15 protein-coding genes, 1 tRNA gene, 2 rRNA genes and 1 riboswitch (1 of these 19 only partly in view) are annotated in these 20,526 nt (G+C 64.8%); of the genes, 11 read left to right on the top strand and 7 right to left on the bottom strand.

Annotated elements, in window-relative coordinates:
• From CVO77_RS08835 to CVO77_RS08825, 3 genes are all read left to right on the top strand, one after another.
• Nucleotides 1-2,054, top strand: a 23S ribosomal RNA gene (locus CVO77_RS08835); it begins 738 nt to the left of the window's first position.
• Between the two features lie 118 nt (nt 2,055-2,172).
• Nucleotides 2,173-2,287, top strand: a 5S ribosomal RNA gene (gene rrf / locus CVO77_RS08830).
• A gap of 114 nt (nt 2,288-2,401) precedes the next feature.
• Nucleotides 2,402-2,478 (top strand) — tRNA-Met (locus tag CVO77_RS08825).
• A gap of 102 nt (nt 2,479-2,580) precedes the next feature.
• Here the strand turns inward: CVO77_RS08825 and CVO77_RS08820 are convergent.
• The 6 genes from CVO77_RS08820 to CVO77_RS08795 form a co-directional block, all read right to left on the bottom strand.
• Nucleotides 2,581-4,062, bottom strand: a complete 1,482-nt coding sequence (locus tag CVO77_RS08820; protein ID WP_105998714.1) for a cobyric acid synthase — start codon at nt 4,060-4,062, stop codon at nt 2,581-2,583.
• A 7-nt stretch (nt 4,063-4,069) separates the two neighbouring features.
• Nucleotides 4,070-4,852, bottom strand: a complete 783-nt coding sequence (locus tag CVO77_RS08815; RefSeq protein ID WP_105998713.1) for an ABC transporter ATP-binding protein — start codon at nt 4,850-4,852, stop codon at nt 4,070-4,072.
• Complete coding sequence (locus CVO77_RS08810; RefSeq protein WP_106000744.1) at nt 4,846-5,832, bottom strand: FecCD family ABC transporter permease; 987 nt, start codon at nt 5,830-5,832, stop codon at nt 4,846-4,848. The genes CVO77_RS08815 and CVO77_RS08810 overlap by 7 nt, the downstream gene beginning before the upstream one ends.
• Nucleotides 5,832-6,689: an ABC transporter substrate-binding protein gene (locus CVO77_RS08805; protein WP_105998712.1), complete on the bottom strand. Its 858-nt coding sequence runs from the start codon at nt 6,687-6,689 to the stop codon at nt 5,832-5,834. The genes CVO77_RS08810 and CVO77_RS08805 overlap by 1 nt, the downstream gene beginning before the upstream one ends.
• 19 nt (nt 6,690-6,708) lie before the next feature.
• The gene (locus CVO77_RS08800; RefSeq protein ID WP_242446155.1) at nt 6,709-8,646 is read right to left on the bottom strand and encodes a TonB-dependent receptor plug domain-containing protein; all 1,938 of its coding nucleotides are present in this window, start codon (nt 8,644-8,646) and stop codon (nt 6,709-6,711) included.
• Nucleotides 8,647-8,819: 173 nt separating this feature from the next.
• A riboswitch (cobalamin riboswitch) is annotated at nt 8,820-9,036 on the bottom strand.
• Between the two features lie 68 nt (nt 9,037-9,104).
• Nucleotides 9,105-9,737, bottom strand: a complete 633-nt coding sequence (locus tag CVO77_RS08795) for a TetR/AcrR family transcriptional regulator (protein ID WP_105998711.1) — start codon at nt 9,735-9,737, stop codon at nt 9,105-9,107.
• A 65-nt stretch (nt 9,738-9,802) separates the two neighbouring features.
• On the opposite strand from CVO77_RS08795, the gene CVO77_RS08790 reads away from it, so the two are divergent.
• From CVO77_RS08790 to CVO77_RS08765, 6 genes are all read left to right on the top strand, one after another.
• Nucleotides 9,803-11,248, top strand: a complete 1,446-nt coding sequence (locus CVO77_RS08790; protein ID WP_105998710.1) for an efflux transporter outer membrane subunit — start codon at nt 9,803-9,805, stop codon at nt 11,246-11,248.
• A 2-nt stretch (nt 11,249-11,250) separates the two neighbouring features.
• Nucleotides 11,251-12,399, top strand: coding sequence for an HlyD family secretion protein (locus CVO77_RS08785; protein ID WP_105998709.1), 1,149 nt, complete (start codon nt 11,251-11,253; stop codon nt 12,397-12,399).
• Nucleotides 12,400-12,543: 144 nt separating this feature from the next.
• On the top strand, nt 12,544-14,088 hold the full coding sequence (locus CVO77_RS08780) for a DHA2 family efflux MFS transporter permease subunit (protein WP_105998708.1): 1,545 nt from the start codon (nt 12,544-12,546) through the stop codon (nt 14,086-14,088).
• Nucleotides 14,089-14,258: 170 nt separating this feature from the next.
• Complete coding sequence (locus CVO77_RS08775) at nt 14,259-16,133, top strand: ABC-F family ATP-binding cassette domain-containing protein (protein ID WP_105998707.1); 1,875 nt, start codon at nt 14,259-14,261, stop codon at nt 16,131-16,133.
• 98 nt (nt 16,134-16,231) lie between these two features.
• Nucleotides 16,232-17,143, top strand: coding sequence for an IS1595 family transposase (locus CVO77_RS08770; protein WP_105998706.1), 912 nt, complete (start codon nt 16,232-16,234; stop codon nt 17,141-17,143).
• The gene (locus tag CVO77_RS08765; protein WP_146130839.1) at nt 17,140-17,694 is read left to right on the top strand and encodes a hypothetical protein; all 555 of its coding nucleotides are present in this window, start codon (nt 17,140-17,142) and stop codon (nt 17,692-17,694) included. The genes CVO77_RS08770 and CVO77_RS08765 overlap by 4 nt, the downstream gene beginning before the upstream one ends.
• Here the strand turns inward: CVO77_RS08765 and CVO77_RS08760 are convergent.
• The gene (locus CVO77_RS08760) at nt 17,688-18,488 is read right to left on the bottom strand and encodes a DNA-methyltransferase (RefSeq protein ID WP_197709677.1); all 801 of its coding nucleotides are present in this window, start codon (nt 18,486-18,488) and stop codon (nt 17,688-17,690) included. The two genes, CVO77_RS08765 and CVO77_RS08760, sit on opposite strands and share 7 nt — an antisense overlap.
• Before the next feature lie 288 nt (nt 18,489-18,776).
• Between CVO77_RS08760 and hppD the strand changes: the two genes are divergently transcribed.
• Both hppD and CVO77_RS08750 read left to right on the top strand, forming a co-directional pair.
• Nucleotides 18,777-19,883 (top strand): 4-hydroxyphenylpyruvate dioxygenase, encoded by a 1,107-nt coding sequence (gene hppD / locus CVO77_RS08755; protein WP_105998703.1) that lies wholly within the window; start codon nt 18,777-18,779, stop codon nt 19,881-19,883.
• Nucleotides 19,880-20,437, top strand: coding sequence for a VOC family protein (locus CVO77_RS08750; RefSeq protein WP_192878890.1), 558 nt, complete (start codon nt 19,880-19,882; stop codon nt 20,435-20,437). The genes hppD and CVO77_RS08750 overlap by 4 nt, the downstream gene beginning before the upstream one ends.
• The last annotated feature ends 89 nt before the right edge of the window (nt 20,438-20,526 follow it).

Here is a 20,526-nt window from a genome sequence, read left to right as displayed (position 1 = left end):
GTGCGGTAACACGCACTGGAGGACCGAACCGTTCAATGTTGAAAAATTGTCGGATGAGTTGTGTTTAGGGGTGAAAGGCCAATCAAACCGGGAAATAGCTGGTTCTCCGCGAAATCTATTGAGGTAGAGCGTCGGATGAATACCATGGGGGGTAGAGCACTGGATGGATGCGGGGGTCGCGAGATCTACCAATTCTAACCAAACTCCGAATACCCATGAGTAATATCCGGCAGACAGACGGCGGGTGCTAAGGTCCGTCGTCAAAAGGGAAACAGCCCTGACCTACAGCTAAGGTCCCCAAGTCACGTCTAAGTGGTAAAGCATGTGGGAATCCCAAAACAACCAGGAGGTTGGCTTAGAAGCAGCCATCCTTTAAAGAAAGCGTAACAGCTCACTGGTCTAAATAAGGGTTCCTGCGGCGAAAATGTAACGGGGCTCAAGACGTGCACCGAAGCTTAGGGTGTGTCGCAAGACACGCGGTAGCGGAGCGTTCCGTAGGCTGATGAAGCGATCTGGTAATGGGTCGTGGAGGTATCGGAAGTGCGAATGCTGACATGAGTAGCGATAAAGAGGGTGAGATGCCCTCTCGCCGAAATCCCAAGGGTTCCTGCTTAAAGCTAATCTGAGCAGGGTAAGCCGGCCCCTAAGACGAGCCCGAAGGGGGTAGTCGATGGGAACCACGTTAATATTCGTGGGCCTGGAGGTGTGTGACGGATCTCGTAAATTGTCTGACCTTATTGGATTGGTCAGGCTTTGAAGAGGTTCCAGGAAATAGCCCCTCCATTATAGACCGTACCCTAAACCGACACAGGTGGGATGGTAGAGTATACCAAGGCGCTTGAGAGAAGTCTCCTGAAGGAACTCGGCAAATTGCCTCCGTACCTTCGGAAGAAGGAGGCCCCACAATTGGGCAACCAGTTGTGGGGGGCACAGGCCAGGGGGTAGCGACTGTTTAGCAAAAACACAGGGCTCTGCTAAGTCGGCTTCAAGACGACGTATAGGGCCTGACGCCTGCCCGGTGCCTGAAGGTTAAGTGGAGGGGTGCAAGCTCCGAAATGAAGCCCAGGTAAACGGCGGCCGTAACTATAACGGTCCTAAGGTAGCGAAATTCCTTGTCGGGTAAGTTCCGACCTGCACGAATGGCGTAACGACTTCCCCACTGTCTCCAGGAGATGCTCAGCGAAATTGAATTCTCCGTGAAGATGCGGAGTACCCGCGGTTAGACGGAAAGACCCCGTGCACCTTTACTGCAGCTTCAGAGTGGCATTAGGAAAGAACTGTGTAGAATAGGTGGGAGGCTTTGAAGCACTGGCGCCAGCCGGTGTGGAGCCATAATGTGAAATACCACCCTGTTGTTTTCTGATGTCTAACCTCGATCCATGAAACTGGATCAGGGACCCTCTGTGGCGGGTAGTTTGACTGGGGCGGTCGCCTCCTAAAGAGTAACGGAGGCGCGCGATGGTAGGCTCAGGACGGTTGGAAACCGTCTGTTAGAGTGCAATGGCATAAGCCTGCCTGACTGCGAGACTGACGAGTCGAGCAGAGACGAAAGTCGGTCATAGTGATCCGGTGGTCCCGAGTGGAAGGGCCATCGCTCAACGGATAAAAGGTACGCCGGGGATAACAGGCTGATGATTCCCAAGAGCTCATATCGACGGAATCGTTTGGCACCTCGATGTCGGCTCATCACATCCTGGGGCTGGAGCAGGTCCCAAGGGTTTGGCTGTTCGCCAATTAAAGTGGTACGTGAGCTGGGTTCAGAACGTCGTGAGACAGTTTGGTCCCTATCTGCCGTGGGCGTCGAAATTTGAGAGGAGTTGACCCTAGTACGAGAGGACCGGGTTGAACATACCTCTGGTGTACCTGTCGTGGCGCCAGCCGCGCAGCAGGGTAGCTATGTATGGACGGGATAACCGCTGAAAGCATCTAAGCGGGAAGCCTCCCTCAAGATAAGATTTCTTAGAGCCGTGGAAGACCACCACGTTGATAGATCGGATGTAGAAGCGTGGTAACGCGTGGAGCTAACCGATACTAATTGCTCTATTCGCACTTAAGAGTCCCACCATCAACGACAAGCCTGATCGGTTTGTCCGCATGTGTGGATGATTGTAAAGCAGTCCATATTGCACGGGCATCGATTGAACCCCCTTTTGACCTACGCCGGCTTCATTGCTTGGTGACCATGGCGTCAGTGACCCACCCGATCCCATCTCGAACTCGGACGTGAAACCTGACAGCGCCGATGGTACTATGGCTCAAGCCCTGGAAGAGTAGGACGTCGCCAGGCATTGCAGCCGACGTAAGGTCGAAACGGAAACCCATTCACAAAGTTAAAGGCCGGCAGAAATGCCGGCCTTTTGCTGTTCCGGCGCTCCCGAAAGGAGTGCTGCATATCGGTTGACGCGGGATGGAGCAGCCCGGTAGCTCGTCAGGCTCATAACCTGAAGGTCGTAGGTTCAAATCCTACTCCCGCAACCAATAAAAGGCCCGCCTTTCCACTGGATCGGCGGGCTTTTTTGCGTCCGGCGCAGGTGTCGGGTTTAAGGATCGCCGCCAGCGCCCCTGCGCGCGCCGCCGCGATCAGGCGCGTTCGCCCCGCAATCCCGACCCGCTTTCCTGCCGCGCGATGGCGATCAGCTCGTCGATCGCGACATGGCGTTCGAGTTCGGCGGCGACCGCGTCGAGCGCGCTGTCCACCGCGGCGTCATGATCCTGCCCGCCGCCGACGGCGCCCAGTCGCGTAAGCAAGGCGCGGCGGAGGTCGGCGCTCGCCAGCAGACCATGGACATAGCTGCCCATCACGCGGCCGTCGGCGCTGATCGCGCCCTCCGGCTGCCCCGCGATCGCCGCGAAGGCGCGCGCGGTTCCGGCCCCCGTCGTTTCCCCCATATGTATTTCATAGCCGGTGATCGGGGCGCCGAGCGCGCTGCCCGTCACGGCGCGAAGGGTTTTCGTGGGTGCCAGGCGCGTTTCGACGTCGAGCAGGCCGAGACCGTCGGCGCACCCCGGCGCGCCCTCGATCCCTTCGGCGTCGGCAATCCGGCGGCCGAGCATCTGATAGCCGCCGCACAGCCCCAGCACATGTCCGCCGCGGCGGACATGGGCGCTTATGTCGACGTCCCATCCTTCGGCGCGCAGCGCGGCGAGGTCGGCGCGGGTCGCCTTCGACCCCGGCAGGACGATCAGCGCCGCTTCGGCGGGAATCGGCTGGCCCGGCGGCACCATCACCAGCCGCACGCCGGGTTCGAGCTTCAGCGGATCGAGATCGTCGAAATTGGCGATGCGCGGCAGGATCGGGCAAGCGACGATCATCGCGCCGTCGGGTGCCGCCGCCCTGCGATCGAGGACCACCGCATCCTCGCTCGGCAGATATTTGACCGCGTCGATCCAGGGAACCACCCCGAAACCGCGCCATCCGCTGCGCCGCTCGATTTCGCGATAGCCGTCGTCGAACAGCGCGGGATCGCCGCGAAACTTGTTGATCAGAAAGCCCCGGATCATCGCGGCATCGCCCGGATCGATGACCGCCTTCGTCCCGACGATCGACGCGATGACGCCGCCGCGGTCGATGTCGCCGACGAGCAGGACCGGGACGTTCGCCGCGCGCGCGAAGCCCATGTTGGCGATGTCGCCGCGGCGCAGGTTGATCTCGGCGGGCGATCCCGCGCCCTCGACGATCACCAGGTCGCATGCGGCGCGGAGCCGGGCATAGCTTTCCAGGACCTCGGCGAGCAGCGGCCCGCGCGCTTCGCGGAAATTCGCGGCGCCGAGCGTGCCGCGCACGCGGCCGTGGACGATGAGCTGCGAGGTGCGGTCGGCCTGCGGTTTCAGCAGCACCGGGTTCATGTCGCTGTGCGGTGCGACCCGGCAGGCGAGCGCCTGCAACGCCTGCGCGCGCCCGATTTCGCCGCCGTCGACGGTGACTGCGGCATTGTTCGACATATTCTGCGGCTTGAACGGGCGGACCGACAGGCCGCGATTGGTCAGCGCGCGGCAGAGGCCCGCGACAAGCACCGACTTGCCGACATCGGACCCGGTGCCTTGCAGCATCAACGCGCCCATGGCGGACTCAATCGCTTCCACGCACGCGGCCGAGCGTCGTCACCGTCGGCCAGTCGCCGCCGCTCTCGACGCGGGCATCGATGCCATAAACCGCGCGCAGCAAGCCGGGGGTCAGCACCTCGCCCGGACGTCCGTCGGCGACGATGCGGCCGCCATCGACGATCATCAGCCGGTCGCAATAGCGCGCCGCCATGGTCAGGTCGTGGAGCACCGCGATGACGAGCCCGCCGGCATCGGCTTCGCCGCGTAGCAGGGTCATCACGTCGATCTGGTGGCCGGGGTCGAGGCTGGCGAGCGGCTCGTCAGCGATCAGCGCCGGCGCCTCGACCGCGAGCGCGCGGGCGAAAAGGACGCGCGCGCGCTCGCCGCCCGACAATTCGGTCGCGATCCGGTCGCGCAGCGTCCGCACCGCGGCGCGGTCCATCGCGCGTTCGATCGCGGCGGCATCGGCATCGGTGAGGCGCGACATCGGGGCAAGGTGCGGCAGGCGGCCGAGCCCGACGAGCCGCTCGACGGTCAGCGGCCAGTGCAGCACCTGCCCTTGCGGCAGATAGGCGATGCGGCGGGCGAGGTCGGGACGCGGCATCGTCGCGGCGTCGGCGCCGTCGATCCGCACCGTCCCGGTCGCGGGGACAAGCGCGAGCATCGCGCGCGCGAGCGTCGACTTGCCCGCGCCATTGGGGCCGACGATGGCGGTCAGCGTCCCCGGCGCGAACGTCGCGTCGACATCGCGGACGACGGCGCGGCGGCCGAGCGCGACGCCGACCCGTTCGAGCGCGATCGTCACCACAGGCGTTTCTCCCGCATCAGGTGGATGAGGAAGACCGGCACGCCGAGGAAGGCGGTGACGACGCCGAGCTTCAGCTCATTGGTCGTCGGGATGATCCGCACGCCAAGGTCGGCAAGCGTCAGCAGCGCCGCGCCGCCGATGGCGGAGGGAAGGAGGATCGCCGACGGGCTGCGGTCGGTGAGCGGACGGATGAGGTGCGGGACGATGAGGCCGACGAAGCCGATCGCTCCCGACACCGCGACTGCGCCGCCGACCCCGATCGCGGTGCCGGCAAGCAGCCGCAGCCGCGTCCGCCCGATATCGACGCCGAGCGCCTGCGCCGCCTCCTCGCCGAGCGTCAGCGCGTCGAGCGCGCGGCCGTTCCACAGCAGCATCGCGGTGCCGAGGGCAACGCAGGGCAGCGCGATCCAGACATGCTGGAACGATCGGTTTTCGAGACTGCCGAGCAGCCAGCTCATGATCTCCATCGCCGCGAAGGGGTTGGGCGACAGGTTGAGCGCGAGGCTGGTCCCCGCGACCGCGAGCGTGCCCACCGCGATACCCGCGAGAATCAGCGTCAGCGGGCTTTCCGAACGCCCCGCCAGCGCGAAGAGCAGCACGAGCGACAGCAGCGCCGCGCCGATCGACAGCAAGGGCAGCGCGGCGGGGTGCGCCTGCGCAAAGCCGAAATAGAGCGCGGCGACTCCGCCGAGCGCGGCGGCGTTCGAGGTGCCGAGCACCGACGGCTCGGCGAGCGGGTTGCGCAGAAAGCCCTGCAGCGCCGCCCCCGCAAGGCCGAGGATCGCGCCGACCGCGAGCGCGAGCAACGTGCGCGGCAGGCGGAGGTCGAACAGGATGATCGCCGCGACGCGGTCGCCATGCCCGGTCGCGGCGGCGGCGAGCCGGGCGATCGAAAGGTCGACGGGGCCGAAGCGCAGCGAGGCGACCGCCGCGACGAGCGTCAGCGCCGCGAGCGCGGCGATCAGCATCCCGCGCCGCATCATCGACCGCCTCCGTCGATCCGTTCGATCTGGCGCGCGATGCTGCGCGCCGCGTCGGCATAAGCGGGGCTGCCGCAGACGGTCCACGCCTCCGGCACGCTGATGCGCGGAATATCGGCGAGAGCCGGGTGGTGGAGCATTTCGCTGCCCTGGTCGGTCACTGTGTTGGTCGCGCTTTCGACGATCAGGAAATCGGGCTTCGCGGCGACCATTTCCTCAAGACTGAGCTGCGCGAGGGGCGGCTTGCCGAGCGTCCTGGCGAGATTGACCAGCCCGACGCGCCCCATCATCTCGTCGATCAGCGTGCCGGTGCCGGTCATATAGCCGCGCCGCTGGTAATAGGCCGCGATGCGTCCGCGACCGGGCTTGCCAAGCCCGGCAAGCTGCTGCCGCATGCGCGCGATCAGCGCCGCGCCGCGGCGCGGATGGCCGACCGCCGCCGCGGTCTGGTGGATCGAGGCATAAATCTGGTCGAGGCTGTTCGCCGGGTCGAGGTCGAGCAGCGGATAATGCGGATCGGGCAGCGCGGCGAGCGCGCCGCTGCCGCTCGCCGGCATGCCGACGATCAGGTCGGGGTCGATCGCCAATATCTGCTCGGCCGAATGGCTGAGCCGCGGCAGGCCGCGCGCCCGCTCCGCTTCGGCCGACATTTGCGGATCGGCCGCGTTGATCGTCAGCCCGGCGATCTGGCCGCGATCGGCGAGCGCGAGGATGAGCTGGTCGGTGCACAGATTGGTCGAGACGATGCGCGCGGGCGTCGCGGGCGGCGCCCCCGGCGCGCGTGCGGGCGCAGCCGCCCACAGCGCGCCGGTGCCGACCAGCACCAGCGTCGCCGCGAGGGCCGCGCGCGCGCGCATCAACCGGGTGCCTTCATGGTCAGAAGCTCAACCGGACGCCGCCATAGGCGGCGCGGCCCGAGCCGACGAAGCTGAAGATCTCCTCATAATCCTCCCCCAGCAGATTCTCGACGCGACCAAAGACCGCGATGGTGTCGCTGACCTTGTAGTCGAGCGCCAGGTTCACCAGCACATAATCCTTCAACGATACGCTCACCGGCACATAATCGGTGCGGATATAGGCATTGTCGGTGGCCCGGCCGTTGTAGCGAAGCGTCAGCGTCGCGGCGAGGCGCTGGTCGGCGCTCGTCACCACGGTGTTGAAGCTCGCGATATGCTTCGGGCGCCGGACTTCGGCGACGCCGTTTTCGCGCGATTTGAGCCAGGTATAGGCGAGGTCGAAGCGAAGCTGCGCGATCGGCTGCGCGCTGGCGAAAGCCTCGATGCCGTGCTGCTTGCTGTCGGTGGAGCGGTTCGCGGGCGTGGCGGCGAAGGTCGGCGGCGGATAGTCGATGAAAATCTCGTCCGTCAGCTTCGAATCGAACCAGGTCGCGCCGACCGTCGCCCAATTATCCGCGCCGAAGCTCTGCTCGATCCCGGCCTCCCAGCCCTTCGACTTTTCGGGCTTCAGCCCCGGATTGCCGATATATTGGCCGTCGATATAGCCATAGAGGTCGAAATAGCCGGGGTTCTTGACCCCGGTGCCATAGGCGGCGCGGAACCGGGTGCCGGTCGGCAGGCGATAGCTGCCCTGCACGCGCCACGTCGTCGTGTCGTCGAAACGGTCATTGTCGTCGTGGCGCACCGACGCGCCGAACGAAAAGGCGTCGCCGATCAGCTCATATTGGCCGACAAGGCCGATATTGTCGGTGTGGCGCTTGCCCTGAAACGCGAAATTGGTGAGGTTCTGGAAGGTCTCGCGTTCAAGGTCGACCGCGGCGGTGAGCCGGTGGGTCAATGCTTCGGTGCCGAGCGACAGGCTGGAGGTGAAGCTGCCCTTATACCGGCGGCCCTTGTCGCCATAGTCGAAGCCATAGCTTGCATAGCCCTTGCGGACGGTGTCGGCGAACTGGCCCGAAAGCGTGTTGACCCAGCGCCCGTCGAGCGCCGTTACCTGCGCCGAGAGCAGGCCATAAAGCGCCTTGTTGGTATAGCGCACGCCGGGGCTGTCGACGATATAGCCGAACAGCGGGCTCGTCATGTCAAAGTCGCTGTTGTTGGTATCGGCGTCGATATGGCTGTAGCGCAGCACGCCGGTCAGCTTGACGGCGTCGCCGGGCGTCCAGTTGATCTTCGCGCTCGCGCCCGTGCTGTCCGATCCGACATCGCGGGTGCCGCCGCGCGCGGTCGGATAGCCGCTGGTGCCATAATAGGACCCCGACAGCGCATAATCGAAATCGCCCGATGCGCCCGCGGCGCGCGCGGCGCCGCCGATCGTGCCGAAGCTGCCGCCCTCGATCCGCGCGCGATAACCGGGCGCCTCGCGGCCCGACAGGGTGATATAGTTGATGACGCCGCCGATCGCGTCGGAGCCATAGAGCGACGATTGCTGGCCGCGCAGCACCTCGATCCGCGCGGCGGGGTCGGCGGTCAGCGCGGCGAAATCATATTCGCCCTGGAACGGGTCGGCGACCTCGATGCCGTCGATCAGGACGAGGACATGGTTCGATTCGCTGCCGCGGATGCGAATGTCGGTCTTGCCGCCGATCGCCCCGGCGCGGCTGACCGCGACCCCCGGAATATCGCGCAGCACGTCGGAGATGATGCGCGTCTGGCGGTCCTCGAGCGTCTGCGCGTCGATCACGGTGACCGACGCGCCGAGCTTGTCGGCCGCGATACCCTCGCCCGAGCGCGAGGCCGAGACGATGATCGCGTCCCCCGGCCGCTCGGCGACGGCGTTGGCGTCGACGGCCGTTTCGGCAAAGGCCGGTGTTGCCGCCGCCAGGGCGAGCATGGAAATGGAAATGGTCTTCAACATGGGAATCCCCCGCACGCCGTGAGCGAGGCTGGGGCCTGTCGAGCGCGGACGCGACCGACCGGTGCACGGGCCGCGGCGGGCGTAAGCGCCCGACCCCCGCACCAAGGCGGCCCCGGCCACCTGGTCGTCGCTCGACGGAATTCTCCGTGCCCTGGCCTTTCCCTGGACCGAGGCATAAGCGACCCACGCCGGCAGGTCTCCTGGCTCGCGGGTCATCGCTTGATGCACGCCTTCCCGGGATAGGCCCCAGTGGCTGCCCCGGACGGGTCCGGGGCGGTGCGTCGCGCTCGCCGCTTACAGTTGCAGGGACAGCCGCGGATTCGAAGGCTCGGCCTTCTCACCGCGTTCCCTTTTAAGCCCCTTGCGGGGCACCGGTGCGATCATGCGGGACATCGCCCCGCGCCGCCGCCCATAGCGCAGCGCGCGCATTTGGCAACCGGCTTTCGCGCGAAAGCGGATCAGGCGTCGGGCTTCCACGCGCGGTAAAAGATGTCGACCGCATCGTCGATCTCGGCGGCGAGCCGACTCAAGTCGCGGCCTTCGGACAGGCCCAGCACCGCGAACTGGTAGAGGCCCGATTGGCAGAGGCCGGTGAAATGCTGCACCGCGCGAAGCGGATTTCCCATGCGCAGCTCGCCGCGCGCCATCTTCTCGGCCGCCCATTCGGCGGCGCGCGCCTTGCCGCGGCGCGGGCCGCGGTCATAGAACGTCTTGGCGAGGTGCGGAAAACGCTCGGCCTCGCCGACGACGAGGCGGAAAAGCGACAGGATCGGCGTCGCGGTGAGCTTGGTCATCAGTAGGTTGCCGAAGCGGCGCAGCACCTCGGGAACCGGCTCGTCGAGCGGCAGGTCGACCGCGAGCGCGTCGCCATATTGTTCGACGATGTCGTCGACCACCGCTTCGAACAAATCCTCCTTCGACGGGAAATAGCTCCACAGCGTGGTTTTCGACCCGCCGACCTTGCTGGCGATCGACGACATCGTCGTCCCGGCATAGCCGTTCGTGAAAAACCCCTCGCGCGCCGCGTCGACGAACGCCTTGCGGCGCGCGGCGGCGGCGGCGTCGAGAGCAACCGTACTGTCTGGTATCATTTCGATTGACAACGCATCCTCCGAGGGCCAAGGACGCATGATACCAGCTAGTATCGTTGGAAGCCATGCCCCGCTCAATTTTTCTCTCCTCCCTGGCGTCCGGCGCGGCCCTCGGCTTGCTCGCGGGCTGCGCGAGCGTTCCCGACCTGGGCCCGAAGCCGATTCCAGCGCCCGCCGAATCGTTCGAATCGTCGGCGAGCTTCGCCGATTCCGCCGTCCTCGCTTCTACCGCCGCCTGGCCCGTCGAGGGCTGGTGGCAGGGCTTTGGCGACGTGCAGCTTGGCGCGCTGATCGCCGAGGGACTGAAGGGTTCGCCCGATATCCGCGTCGCCGCCGCGCGCGTCCGCGCCGCCGAGGGGATGGCGCAGCAGGCGGGCGCGGCGCTGTTGCCGCGCGTCGGTGCCGAGGGCAGCGCCGGCGGCGTCCAGCAAAGCCAGAATATGGGCATCCCGCCGACCTTCGTGCCCGACGGTATTCAGGACACCGGCCATGTCGCCACGACCTTCGGCTTCGATCTCGACCTGTGGGGCCGGAACCGCGCCGCGCTCGCCGCCGCGACCTCGGAGGCCGAGGCGGCGCGCGTCGATGCGGCGCAGGCGCGGCTGATGCTGACCACCGGAATCGCCTCGGCCTATGCCGACCTTGCGGGCTATTACCGGGCGCTCGCCGTCGCGCAGGATGCGGTTCGGGTGCGCGGCGCGAGCGCCGATATCTCGGGCAAGCGCGCTGCGGCAGGAATCGAGAATCAGTCGGCCGAGCGCCAGGCGGCAAGCCGCGCCGCCTCGGCGCGCGCCGACGTGACCGCGCTCGAAGAAGCGATCGCGACGACGCGCAACCGGCTCGCCGCGCTCGTCGGCGCCGGCCCCGATCGCGGCCTGTCGATCGTACCCCCGACGCTCGCGTCGCCCGGCATCGGCCTGCCGCCGCAGGCGGGGATCGACCTGATCGGCCGCCGCCCCGACATCGTCGCGGCGCGGCTGCGCGCCGATGCGGCGGCAAAGCGCATCGACGTCGCGCGCGCCGATTTCTATCCGAACATCAACCTGTCGGCGCTCGTCGGCCTCCAGTCGCTCGGGCTGTCGAACCTGTTCAAGGCGGGGTCCGACTATGGCAATGGCGGCGTTGCGATCAGCCTGCCGATCTTCGACGGTGGGCGATTGCAGGGCCGTTATCGCGGCGCTCGCGCCGATTTCGACACCGCCGTCGCCTATTACGACCGCACGCTGATCGCGGCGCTGCGCGACGTCGCCGACATCGTCGCCAGCCGCGCCGCGACGGCGCGCCAGCTTGCCGACCGGCAGGATGCGCTGAAGGCCGCGACCGACGCGGCGCAGCTTGCCGGCCTCCGCTATCGCGCCGGCCTCTCGAACCAGCTCGCGCAGCTCGTCGCCGAGGACAGCATGACCCAGCTCGCGCGTCAGGTCGCCGACCTCGAAGCGCGCAGGCTCTCGCTCGATATCGCGCTGATCCGCGCGCTCGGCGGCGGCTACCAGACCAAGACAGGAGAATGACGATGGCCGAAGATACGGCTGCGGCAAACATCGAGGCTCCCCCTGAAAATGGCGCCGCGATGGCGAAGCGCAGGAAGCTGCTGCGCCTTCTCGCCATCGCCGTCGTGTCGATCGCGGTGATCTGGGGCCTCTGGTATGTCCTGACCCAGGCGGGCCGCGTGTCGACCGACAACGCCTATGTCGGCGCCGATTCGGCGACGGTGACCGCGCTCGTCTCGGGCCCGGTCAAGGCGGTGCGGGTCAGCGGCACCCAAATGGTCAAAAAGGGCGACGTCCTCGTCATCCTCGACGAGACCGACCAGCGCATCGCGGTCGCCGATGCCGAAGCGGCGCTGCGCCAGGCGCGCCAGCATTATGGGCAATCGAGCGCGAACGCCGACGCGGCGCGGGCGCGTGTCAGCGCGCGCGGTGCCGAGATCGCGCAGGCGCGGGCGCGGCTGCGCGATGCCGATGCGCTGGTCGCCAAGGCGCGCGCCGAGCTGGCGCGGCGGGAAAGCATCGCGGGCACCGGCGCGGTGTCGGCCGAAGAGCTGACCGCGGCGCGCACGACGCTCGCCTCGGCAAGCGCGGCGCGCGATCTCGCGGCGGCGGGCATCGCTTCGGCCGAGGCGACGCGCGGATCGGCGAGCGGTGATCTTGGCGCCGCCGAAGCCGTCGTGCGCGGCACGACGATCGATACCGCCCCCGATGTCGCGGCGGCGCAGGCGCGGCTCGACAAGGCGCGGCTCGACCTCGAACGCACGGTCATCCGCGCGCCGGTCGATGGCGTGGTGACCAACCGGCAGGTGCAGGTCGGCCAGCGCATCGCCGCGGGGGCGCCGATCATGATCATCGTTCCCGTCGACACCGCCTATGTCGACGCCAATTTCAAGGAAAGCCAGTTCAAGCGCATCCGCATCGGCCAGCCGGTCGAACTGACCTCCGACTATTATGGCGGCGACGTCGTCTATCGCGGCAAGGTGATCGGCATCGCCGGGGGCACCGGCGCGGCCTTTTCGCTGATCCCCGCGCAGAATGCGACGGGCAATTGGGTCAAGGTCGTCCAGCGCCTGCCGGTGCGCATCGCGCTCGATCCCAAGGATCTGCGCGCGCACCCGCTGCGCGTCGGCCTGTCGATGGAAGCGACGATCGACACGCGCGGAAACGACTGATGTCCGGTTCCCCACGTTCGGCATTGCGAGAAGTCCCGGACTTGATCCGGGGCGCCGCGGCAATCCAGGGGCGGCGCGACACCGCTCTGGATGGCTTCGCTCCGCTCGCAATGACGAGGTTAGTTGGCGAAACGGAGGCCTGACATGGCCAGCATCGCCGCCACCATCAGCCCGGCCGAACCGCAACCGCTGACCGGCGCAAAGCTGATCGTCGCCGCCTTTGCGCTCGCGCTCGCGAACTTCGTCGTCGTGCTCGACTCGACGATCGCCAATGTCTCGGTTCCGCACATCGCGGGCGGGCTCGCGGTGTCGCCGACGCAGGGGACGTGGGTGATCACCAGCTATGCGGTCGCCGATGCGATCAGCGTGCCGCTCACCGGCTGGCTCGCGGCGCGGTTCGGGACGGTGCGCTGGTTCATCATCTCGATCATCGGTTTCGGCTTTTTTTCCTTCCTGTGCGGCATTTCGCGCACGCTCGACGCGCTGATCCTGTTTCGCGTCCTGCAGGGGCTGTCGGGCGGCCCGCTGATGCCGCTGTCGCAGATTTTGCTGCTGCGCATCTTTCCCAAGGAACGGGCGGGCATGGGGCTGGCGATCTGGGCGATGACGACCACGACCGCGCCGATTCTCGGCCCGATCCTCGGCGGACTGATCAGCGACAATTGGAGCTGGCCGTGGATCTTCTTCATCAACCTGCCCGTCGTCGCGCTCTGCGCGTTCGGCGTCGCGAGCATGCTCGGCACGTTCGAGACAAAGCGCGCCAAAGTGCGGATCGACGTCGTCGGCCTGGTCCTGCTCGTCGTGTCGGTCGGCGCTTTCCAGATCATGCTCGACACCGGCCGCGAACATGACTGGTTCGGATCGGCGTGGATCGTGATGCTCGCGATCGTCGCGGCGATCAGCTTCATCGCCTTCGTCATCTGGGAGCTGACCGACGCCAATCCGGTCGTCGACCTTCGCATCTTCCGTTTCCGGGGGTTCAGTTTCGCGACTCTCGCCATATCGATGGGCTTTGGCGCCTTTTTTGCGCAGGTCGTGCTGACGCCGCTCTGGCTGCAACAGGTCGTCGGCTATACCGCGACCGAGACGGGGTTCGTCGTCGCCTGGATCGGGGTGTTCGCGGTGCTGCTGTCGCCGGTCGCGGCGGGACTGATCGGCAAGGCGGACATCCGCATCTCGATCTGCGCGGGCATCATGTGGATGGCGTTCGTGTCGGTCCTGCGCGCCGGATGGAGCACCGAGGTCGATTATTGGTCGCTCGCGCTGCCGCACCTGCTGCAAGGCATGGGAATGCCCTTCTTCTTCGTCGGGCTGACCGCGCTGGCGCTGAGTTCGGTCCCGATGAAGGATCAGACCTCGGCCGCCGGACTGATGAGCTTCCTGCGGACGCTGAGCGGCGCGGTCGGCACCGCGATCGCGACGACCGCGTGGGACGACGCGAGCCGCGTTTCGCGATCCGAACTGGTATCGGCGCTCAACAATCCCGCGGCAGCCTTGTCCTCGATGGAAAGCGCGGGACTGACCGCCGACCAGGCGCGCGGCGTGCTCGACCGGCTGGTCGAGGCGCAGGCGGCGACCCTGGGGGTGTCCCACCTCTTCCTCGCCTCGGGGGTGATCTTCGTGATCGCCGCGATCGCGGTCTGGATCGCGCCGCGGCCGAAGCAGATTTCGATGGGCGGGTCGCACTAGCGTCCTGACCCTAACAGCGCGTTCGCTTATGCTCGCCCGGCTGGCCGGCAAAGCGCGTGTGCGGTTCGACGCCGAAGGCGATACCGGACATCGGCCGGTCTTGCCGATCTTGCCACCCGAATGCCAGCCTGGGCTTGGGCTGGCGCGCCGAACATGCTAGGCGCGCGCGCATGCTGACAATCAACGCTATCACTGTACGCCTTGGCGGGCGCGCCATCCTCGAACGCGCCACCGCAAGCTTGCCGGCGAAAAGCCGCGTCGGGCTGATCGGACGCAATGGCGCGGGCAAATCGACGCTGATGAAAGTGATGATCGGCCAGCTTGAGGCCGACGAGGGCAGCATCGACATGCCGCGCAAGACGCGGGTCGGCTATATCGCGCAGGAAGCGCCGAGCGGGACGGCAACGCCGTTCGACACCGTGCTCGCTGCCGACACCGAGCGTGCCGAATTGCTGATGGCATCGGAAGTCGAGCAGGACCCGGACAGGCTCGGCGACATCCACGAACGGCTGATCGCGATCGACGCCTATACCGCGCCCGCGCGCGCCGCGCGCATCCTCATCGGGCTCGGTTTCGACGAAGAGATGCAGGGCCAGCCGCTCGACAGTTTTTCGGGCGGGTGGAAGATGCGCGTCGCGCTGGCGGCCTTGCTGTTTTCGGAGCCCGATCTGCTGCTGCTCGACGAACCGTCGAACCACCTCGATCTCGAAGCCACGCTGTGGCTCGAAAATTTCCTGCGCGCCTATCCGGGGCAGCTTGTCGTCATCAGCCATGAACGCGACCTGCTCAACAATGTCGTCGACAATATTCTCCACCTCGAAGGCGGCAAGGTGACGCTCTACGCCGGCGGCTATGATGCGTTCGAGCGCCAGCGCGCCGAACGCGCGGCGCAGCTTGCCGCGGCGAAGGCCGCGCAGGATGCCCAGCGCGCGAAGCTGCAGGACTTTGTCGCGCGCAACAGCGCCCGCGCGTCGACCGCGAAGCAGGCGCAATCGCGCGCAAAACTGCTCGCCAAGATGCAGCCGATCGCCGCCCTTGCCGAGGACCAGACGCTCAGCTTCGATTTCCCGAGCCCCGACGAATTGAAGCCGCCGCTGATCACGCTCGACCTTGCGAGCGTCGGCTATGCCGACCGGCCGGTGCTCTCGCGCCTGAACCTGCGGATCGACCCCGACGACCGGATCGCGCTGCTCGGCCGCAACGGCAATGGCAAGACGACGCTCGCGCGGCTGCTCGCGGCGCAGCTCGCGCCGATGGCGGGCGCGATGGCGGCGTCGGGCAAGATGCGGGTCGGCTATTTCACCCAATATCAGGTCGAGGAACTCGACGGCAGCGACACCCCCCTCGCGCATATGACGCGCGTGATGGAGGGCAAGACGCAGGGCGCGGTCCGCGCGCAGCTCGGCCGGTTCGGCTTTTCGGGCAACAAGGCGACGACCCAGGTCGCCAAGCTGTCGGGCGGCGAGCGCGCGCGGCTGGCGCTGGCATTGATCACCCGCGACGCGCCGCACCTGCTGATCCTCGACGAGCCGACCAACCACCTCGACGTCGACGCGCGCGAGGCGCTGGTGCAGGCGCTGAACAGCTTCGACGGCGCGGTCGTGCTCGTCAGCCATGACCGCCACATGCTCGAACTTACCGCCGACCGGCTGGTTCTGGTCGATGACGGGACCGCGCGCGAATATGACGGCAGCATGGACGATTATGTCGATATGATCCTCGGCAAGGGGCCGACGAAGGAGCGGGTGTCGAAGGCCGACAAGAAGGAAGACCGCAAGGCCGCCGCTGCGGCGCGCGAGGCGGCGGCAAGGATTCGCAAGGACGTGTCGGACGCCGAAGCCGATCTCGCGAAATATGAGGTCATCTTGTCGGCGATCGACCGCGCGATGTTCGACCCGCAGGGCGCCGCGAACGAATATAAGGGCCTGACCATGAGCGAATTGTCGCAGCGCCGCGGCAAGATCGTCGCCGCGCAGGAAGCCGCCGAAGCGCGCTGGATCGCGGCGAGCGAAGCGCTGGAGGCGTTTGGAGCGGTGGCGGCCTGATAAACCCCTTCCCTGAAGGGAACTATATACATACGTGACCCATTGACATTGGGTCACAGTATCACCTATAAGAGTGGCACGGAAACGGAGCGTGTCACGTGATTAAGCAATTCGATAATCTCATGCAAATGATGGCGGCATTCCCTGACGAGCAGTCGGCGATTGACCATCTGACCGCTATTCGCTGGAAGGACGGCGCGTTCTGCCCTCACTGTGGCTCCGTGAAGGTCTATCACTTTTCCGACCAGCGCACTCACAAATGCGGCGATTGCCGCAAGCGGTTCAGCATCAAGGTCGGCACCATTTTTGAGGACAGCAAGATCGAGCTGCGCAAGTGGTTCATGGCAATTTGGCTGCTGACTTCATATAAGAAAGGCATTGCCAGCACCCAGCTCGCTAAAGATATTGGCGTTACCCAGAAAACCGCTTGGTTTATGACGCAGCGCCTTCGTCATGCTGCCGACACCCAGTCATTCCATCGCCCGTTGGACGGCGAAGTCGAGATTGACGAAACCTATGTGGGCGGAAAGGCGGCTAACCGTCATAAGGGCGACCCCAAAAACGGCCCCGGCACGTCAGGGAAAACGGCGGTCATTGGAGCGTTTGAGCGCGGCGGGGATACCATTGCAACAGTGATCGCTCGCACGGACACAGAGACTTTGGACGGATTTGCACACGCCGTTCTATCTCCGTCGGTTGCCCTCGTCTCAACCGACGAACACGCTGGATACCGCCACCTTGGCCGCAGCTTCCCGCACGGGGTGGTGCGCCATAGCGCGGGCGAATATGTAAACGGCGTGCATCACACCAACGGAATTGAAGGTTTTTGGGCGCTGCTAAAGCGTCAGATCACTGGCACTCACCACTATTTGTCGCCCAAGCATCTTAACCGCTATGTCAGCGAAATGACGTGGCGTTTCAATCGCAGAGGTTTCGGCGAAGGCGAGCGCGTCAACGCTTTGCTTAATCAGGTTTCTGGTCGTCTCACATATAAGGAATTAATTGCATGACCGGCGAGAAGCGCAATCCGCCATTTGGACTCGACATTCCATTTGACGAGGCGTTACTGCGATTTGCTCGCGTTGACCCAAAGGATCTGAATCCTGCGGCACCAGCACGATTCCAACAAATCGAAAGGATGCCCCCGTCAGTGCATACTTGGCAAAAGAACCTCTCCGCAACGGATGCGCAGCAGGAAACGTCGGGCGGCCTCGTGCCCTATCTGCGCCTCACCAGCGGTTCGCTAGCGGTCGGAGATTTCCAAACATGGTTCCGCAACGAGATGTTCGGGGCAGTGGCGTGGCAAGCGGGCCAGTTTGGCAAGAAGCCCGTCGAGGAGGCTTATGTCCCGTTCACCGTGATCGTGCAGGGACTCAACATCGGCACAATCGCCTTCCGCGTCACGCACGATGACACCCGCCAGAATAGCAACAACGCCCCCAACACGTGGCTGCATTGGCCCAGCCAGATGGAGAGCATTCTCCATAACAACGATTTCTCTGGGCGTCCGGTTGTCCTGACCCGCGACGACACAGGGTTGTTCACTCTCGAAATTCAGTGAACCAATTGCCCCGCCAGCGCCCACTCGACAGCCTTGCGGTATTCGAGCGCGGGGCTGGTAGGGCAAGTCTTAATTTTGCAGTCTGACACCACTTGCAAGCGGCTTTCTGCAACATCGATTAGGTCAAGCGTGCCGTTGCGGAATAGCTCGACATCCTCATTCAGTTCGATGCCGATCGCGTTGCGCCCTTCAAGGGCGGCTGCAACCAAGAAGCTCCCCGAGCCAAATGCGTTGTCGAGAATGACATCGCCCGGCTCGGTGTAGGTGCGGATCAAATAGCGGCCCAAGCCTACGGGCTTTTGGGTGGCGTGATAGACTGGCCCCTCGCTCTCGGCTGTCTTGTGATAGATCACGTCCGTTGGATAGCGCCCGCCTTCGCTCTTGATATGGGCGGGCCGGAACTCGCCATAGGAGCCGGTCAGTTGGTTCTTGCGGACACCCTTGTCGTAGGCAGCGCCGTCGCCCATCTGCGGCTGATATTTGGGTTGGCGCGGATAGAAAACGCACACATCCTCATGCTTGCGAAGCGGCTGCCTTTTAGCGTTCAGGAAGTTAGTCGGCTTGGATTTTTCCCAGACCAGCTTGTATTTGAACCACGCCTCATTTGAGAGCATCAGGCGTGCTGTAAACGGTCCTTGCGCGGTGAGCACCACCGCACCCTGCGGTGCCAGGATGCGCTCATACTGTTTCCAGAGGGCGTCCAGAGGAATGACGCTGTCCCAGCTATTCTGCGTGGTGCCGTATGGCAGATCGCAGAGTATCATATTGACGCTGGCGTTCGGAATCGCCTTCATGGCGGTGAGGCAATCAGCCTGAATGAGTGAAACTCTTGGCATAGCGTGTCTCCTTGACCCGCCTCTCAGCCTGTATGAATATGATTGTCAAATCGCTAACCCACTCTGAGGAATGGCGTTTTCCTCAAGCGGTTGGAAACTCAGACAAACATGGTGTGAGAATTATTTTCGTGGGTCACGTATGTATATAGTTCCCTTCCCTGAAGGGGGGGGGCGGTTGGCGTGCATTGACTCCTCCGCCCTAATTCCTCATATTAGTTTCAATTGAAACCATATGAGGGACTGACCATGGCCGACCTGTTCGACAATCCGCTGGGTCTCGACGGCTTCGAGTTCGTCGAATTTTCGGCGCCCGAAAAGGGCATGCTCGAACCGGTGTTTCAGGCGATGGGCTTTACCCGGATCGCGCATCACCGCTCGAAGGATGTCGCGCTGTGGCGCCAGGGCGGGATCAACCTGATCGCCAATTACGAGGCCAGATCGCCCGCGGCCTATTTCGCCGCCGAACATGGCCCATCGGCATGCGGCATGGGCTGGCGCGTCCGCGACGCGGCGAAGGCCTATGCCGAGGCGATCGCGCGCGGCGCCGAACCGGTCGACGTCAAGACCGGCCCGATGGAGCTGCGGCTTCCCGCGATCCGCGGCATCGGCGGCTCGATCATCTATCTGATCGACCGCTATGAAGGGAAAAATGGGGGCGGCGATCTGTCGATCTATGACATCGACTTCGTTTATGAGGATGGCGTCGACCGCAATCCGGTCGGCGCGGGACTCAAGATCATCGATCACCTGACCCACAATGTCTACGGCGGCCGGATGGCGCATTGGGCGGCTTTTTACGAGCGTATCGCGGGCTTCCGCGAGATCCGCTATTTCGACATCAAGGGCGAATATACCGGGCTGACGTCGAAGGCGATGACCGCCCCCGACGGCAAGATCCGCATCCCGCTCAACGAAGAAGGCGCGGGCGGCGGCGGCCAGATCGAGGAATATCTGCGCGCCTATAATGGCGAGGGTATCCAGCACATCGCCTTTGCCTGCGACGATCTTTACGATTCGTGGGATCGGCTGAAAGCGCTCGGCAATCCCTTCGCGCCGTCGCCGCCCGAAACCTATTACGAACTGCTCGCCGAACGCCTGCCCGGCCATGGCGAGCCGGTCGACGCCTTGAAGTCGCGCGGCATATTGCTCGACGGCTCGACCACCGAAGGCGACCCGCGGCTGCTGCTCCAGATCTTTGGGCAGACGGTGATCGGTCCTGTTTTCTTTGAATTCATCCAGCGCAAGAAGGACGAAGGCTTCGGCGAGGGCAATTTCACCGCGCTGTTCAAGTCGATGGAACTCGACCAGATTCGCCGCGGCGCGCTCGAGGTCGAAAAGGAGCCCGCCGAATGACGAGCCCGATCAAAAGCCCGGTCAAATTGGGCGGCGTCCACCACGCCGCCTATCGCTGCAAGGATGCGAAGGAAACGGTCGATTGGTACGAGGCCATGCTCGGCATGACCTACACCACCGCTTTTGCCGAGGATCATGTGCCGTCGACCGGCGAGTATGACCCCTATATGCACGTCTTTCTCGACGTGGGGAACGGCAACATATTGGCGTTTTTCGAACTGCCCAACCAGCCCGACATGGGGCGCGACACCAACACCCCGGCGTGGGTGCAGCATCTGGCGTTCAAGGTCGGCAGCTTTGACGAACTGGTCCAGGCGAAAGCGCATCTGGAGGCGAACGGCGTCGATGTCCTCGGCCCGACGCACCACGGCATTTTCAAGTCGATCTATTTCTTCGACCCCAATGGGCATCGCATCGAACTGGCCTGCGATATCGGGACGGCGGAGCAATATGCCGAACTCGCCCGCGTCGCGCCGTTGATGCTCGACGAATGGAGCCAGACCAAGAAAGCGCCGCGCCATGCGGACTGGCTGCACCAGGCAGCGAACGAGTAAAACGTCGCGGCATATAAGGGGTGTGCCCCCGCGAAGGCGGGGGTCCATCACCGGATGGTGCCATTTCGAATCGGCGGGAGATGGATCCC

The organism is Sphingopyxis lindanitolerans (assembly GCF_002993885.1).
Lineage (GTDB): Bacteria > Pseudomonadota > Alphaproteobacteria > Sphingomonadales > Sphingomonadaceae > Sphingopyxis > Sphingopyxis lindanitolerans.
The sequence above is the reverse complement of the archived record's forward strand: the minus strand, read 5'-3'. Positions and strand labels throughout refer to the sequence as shown.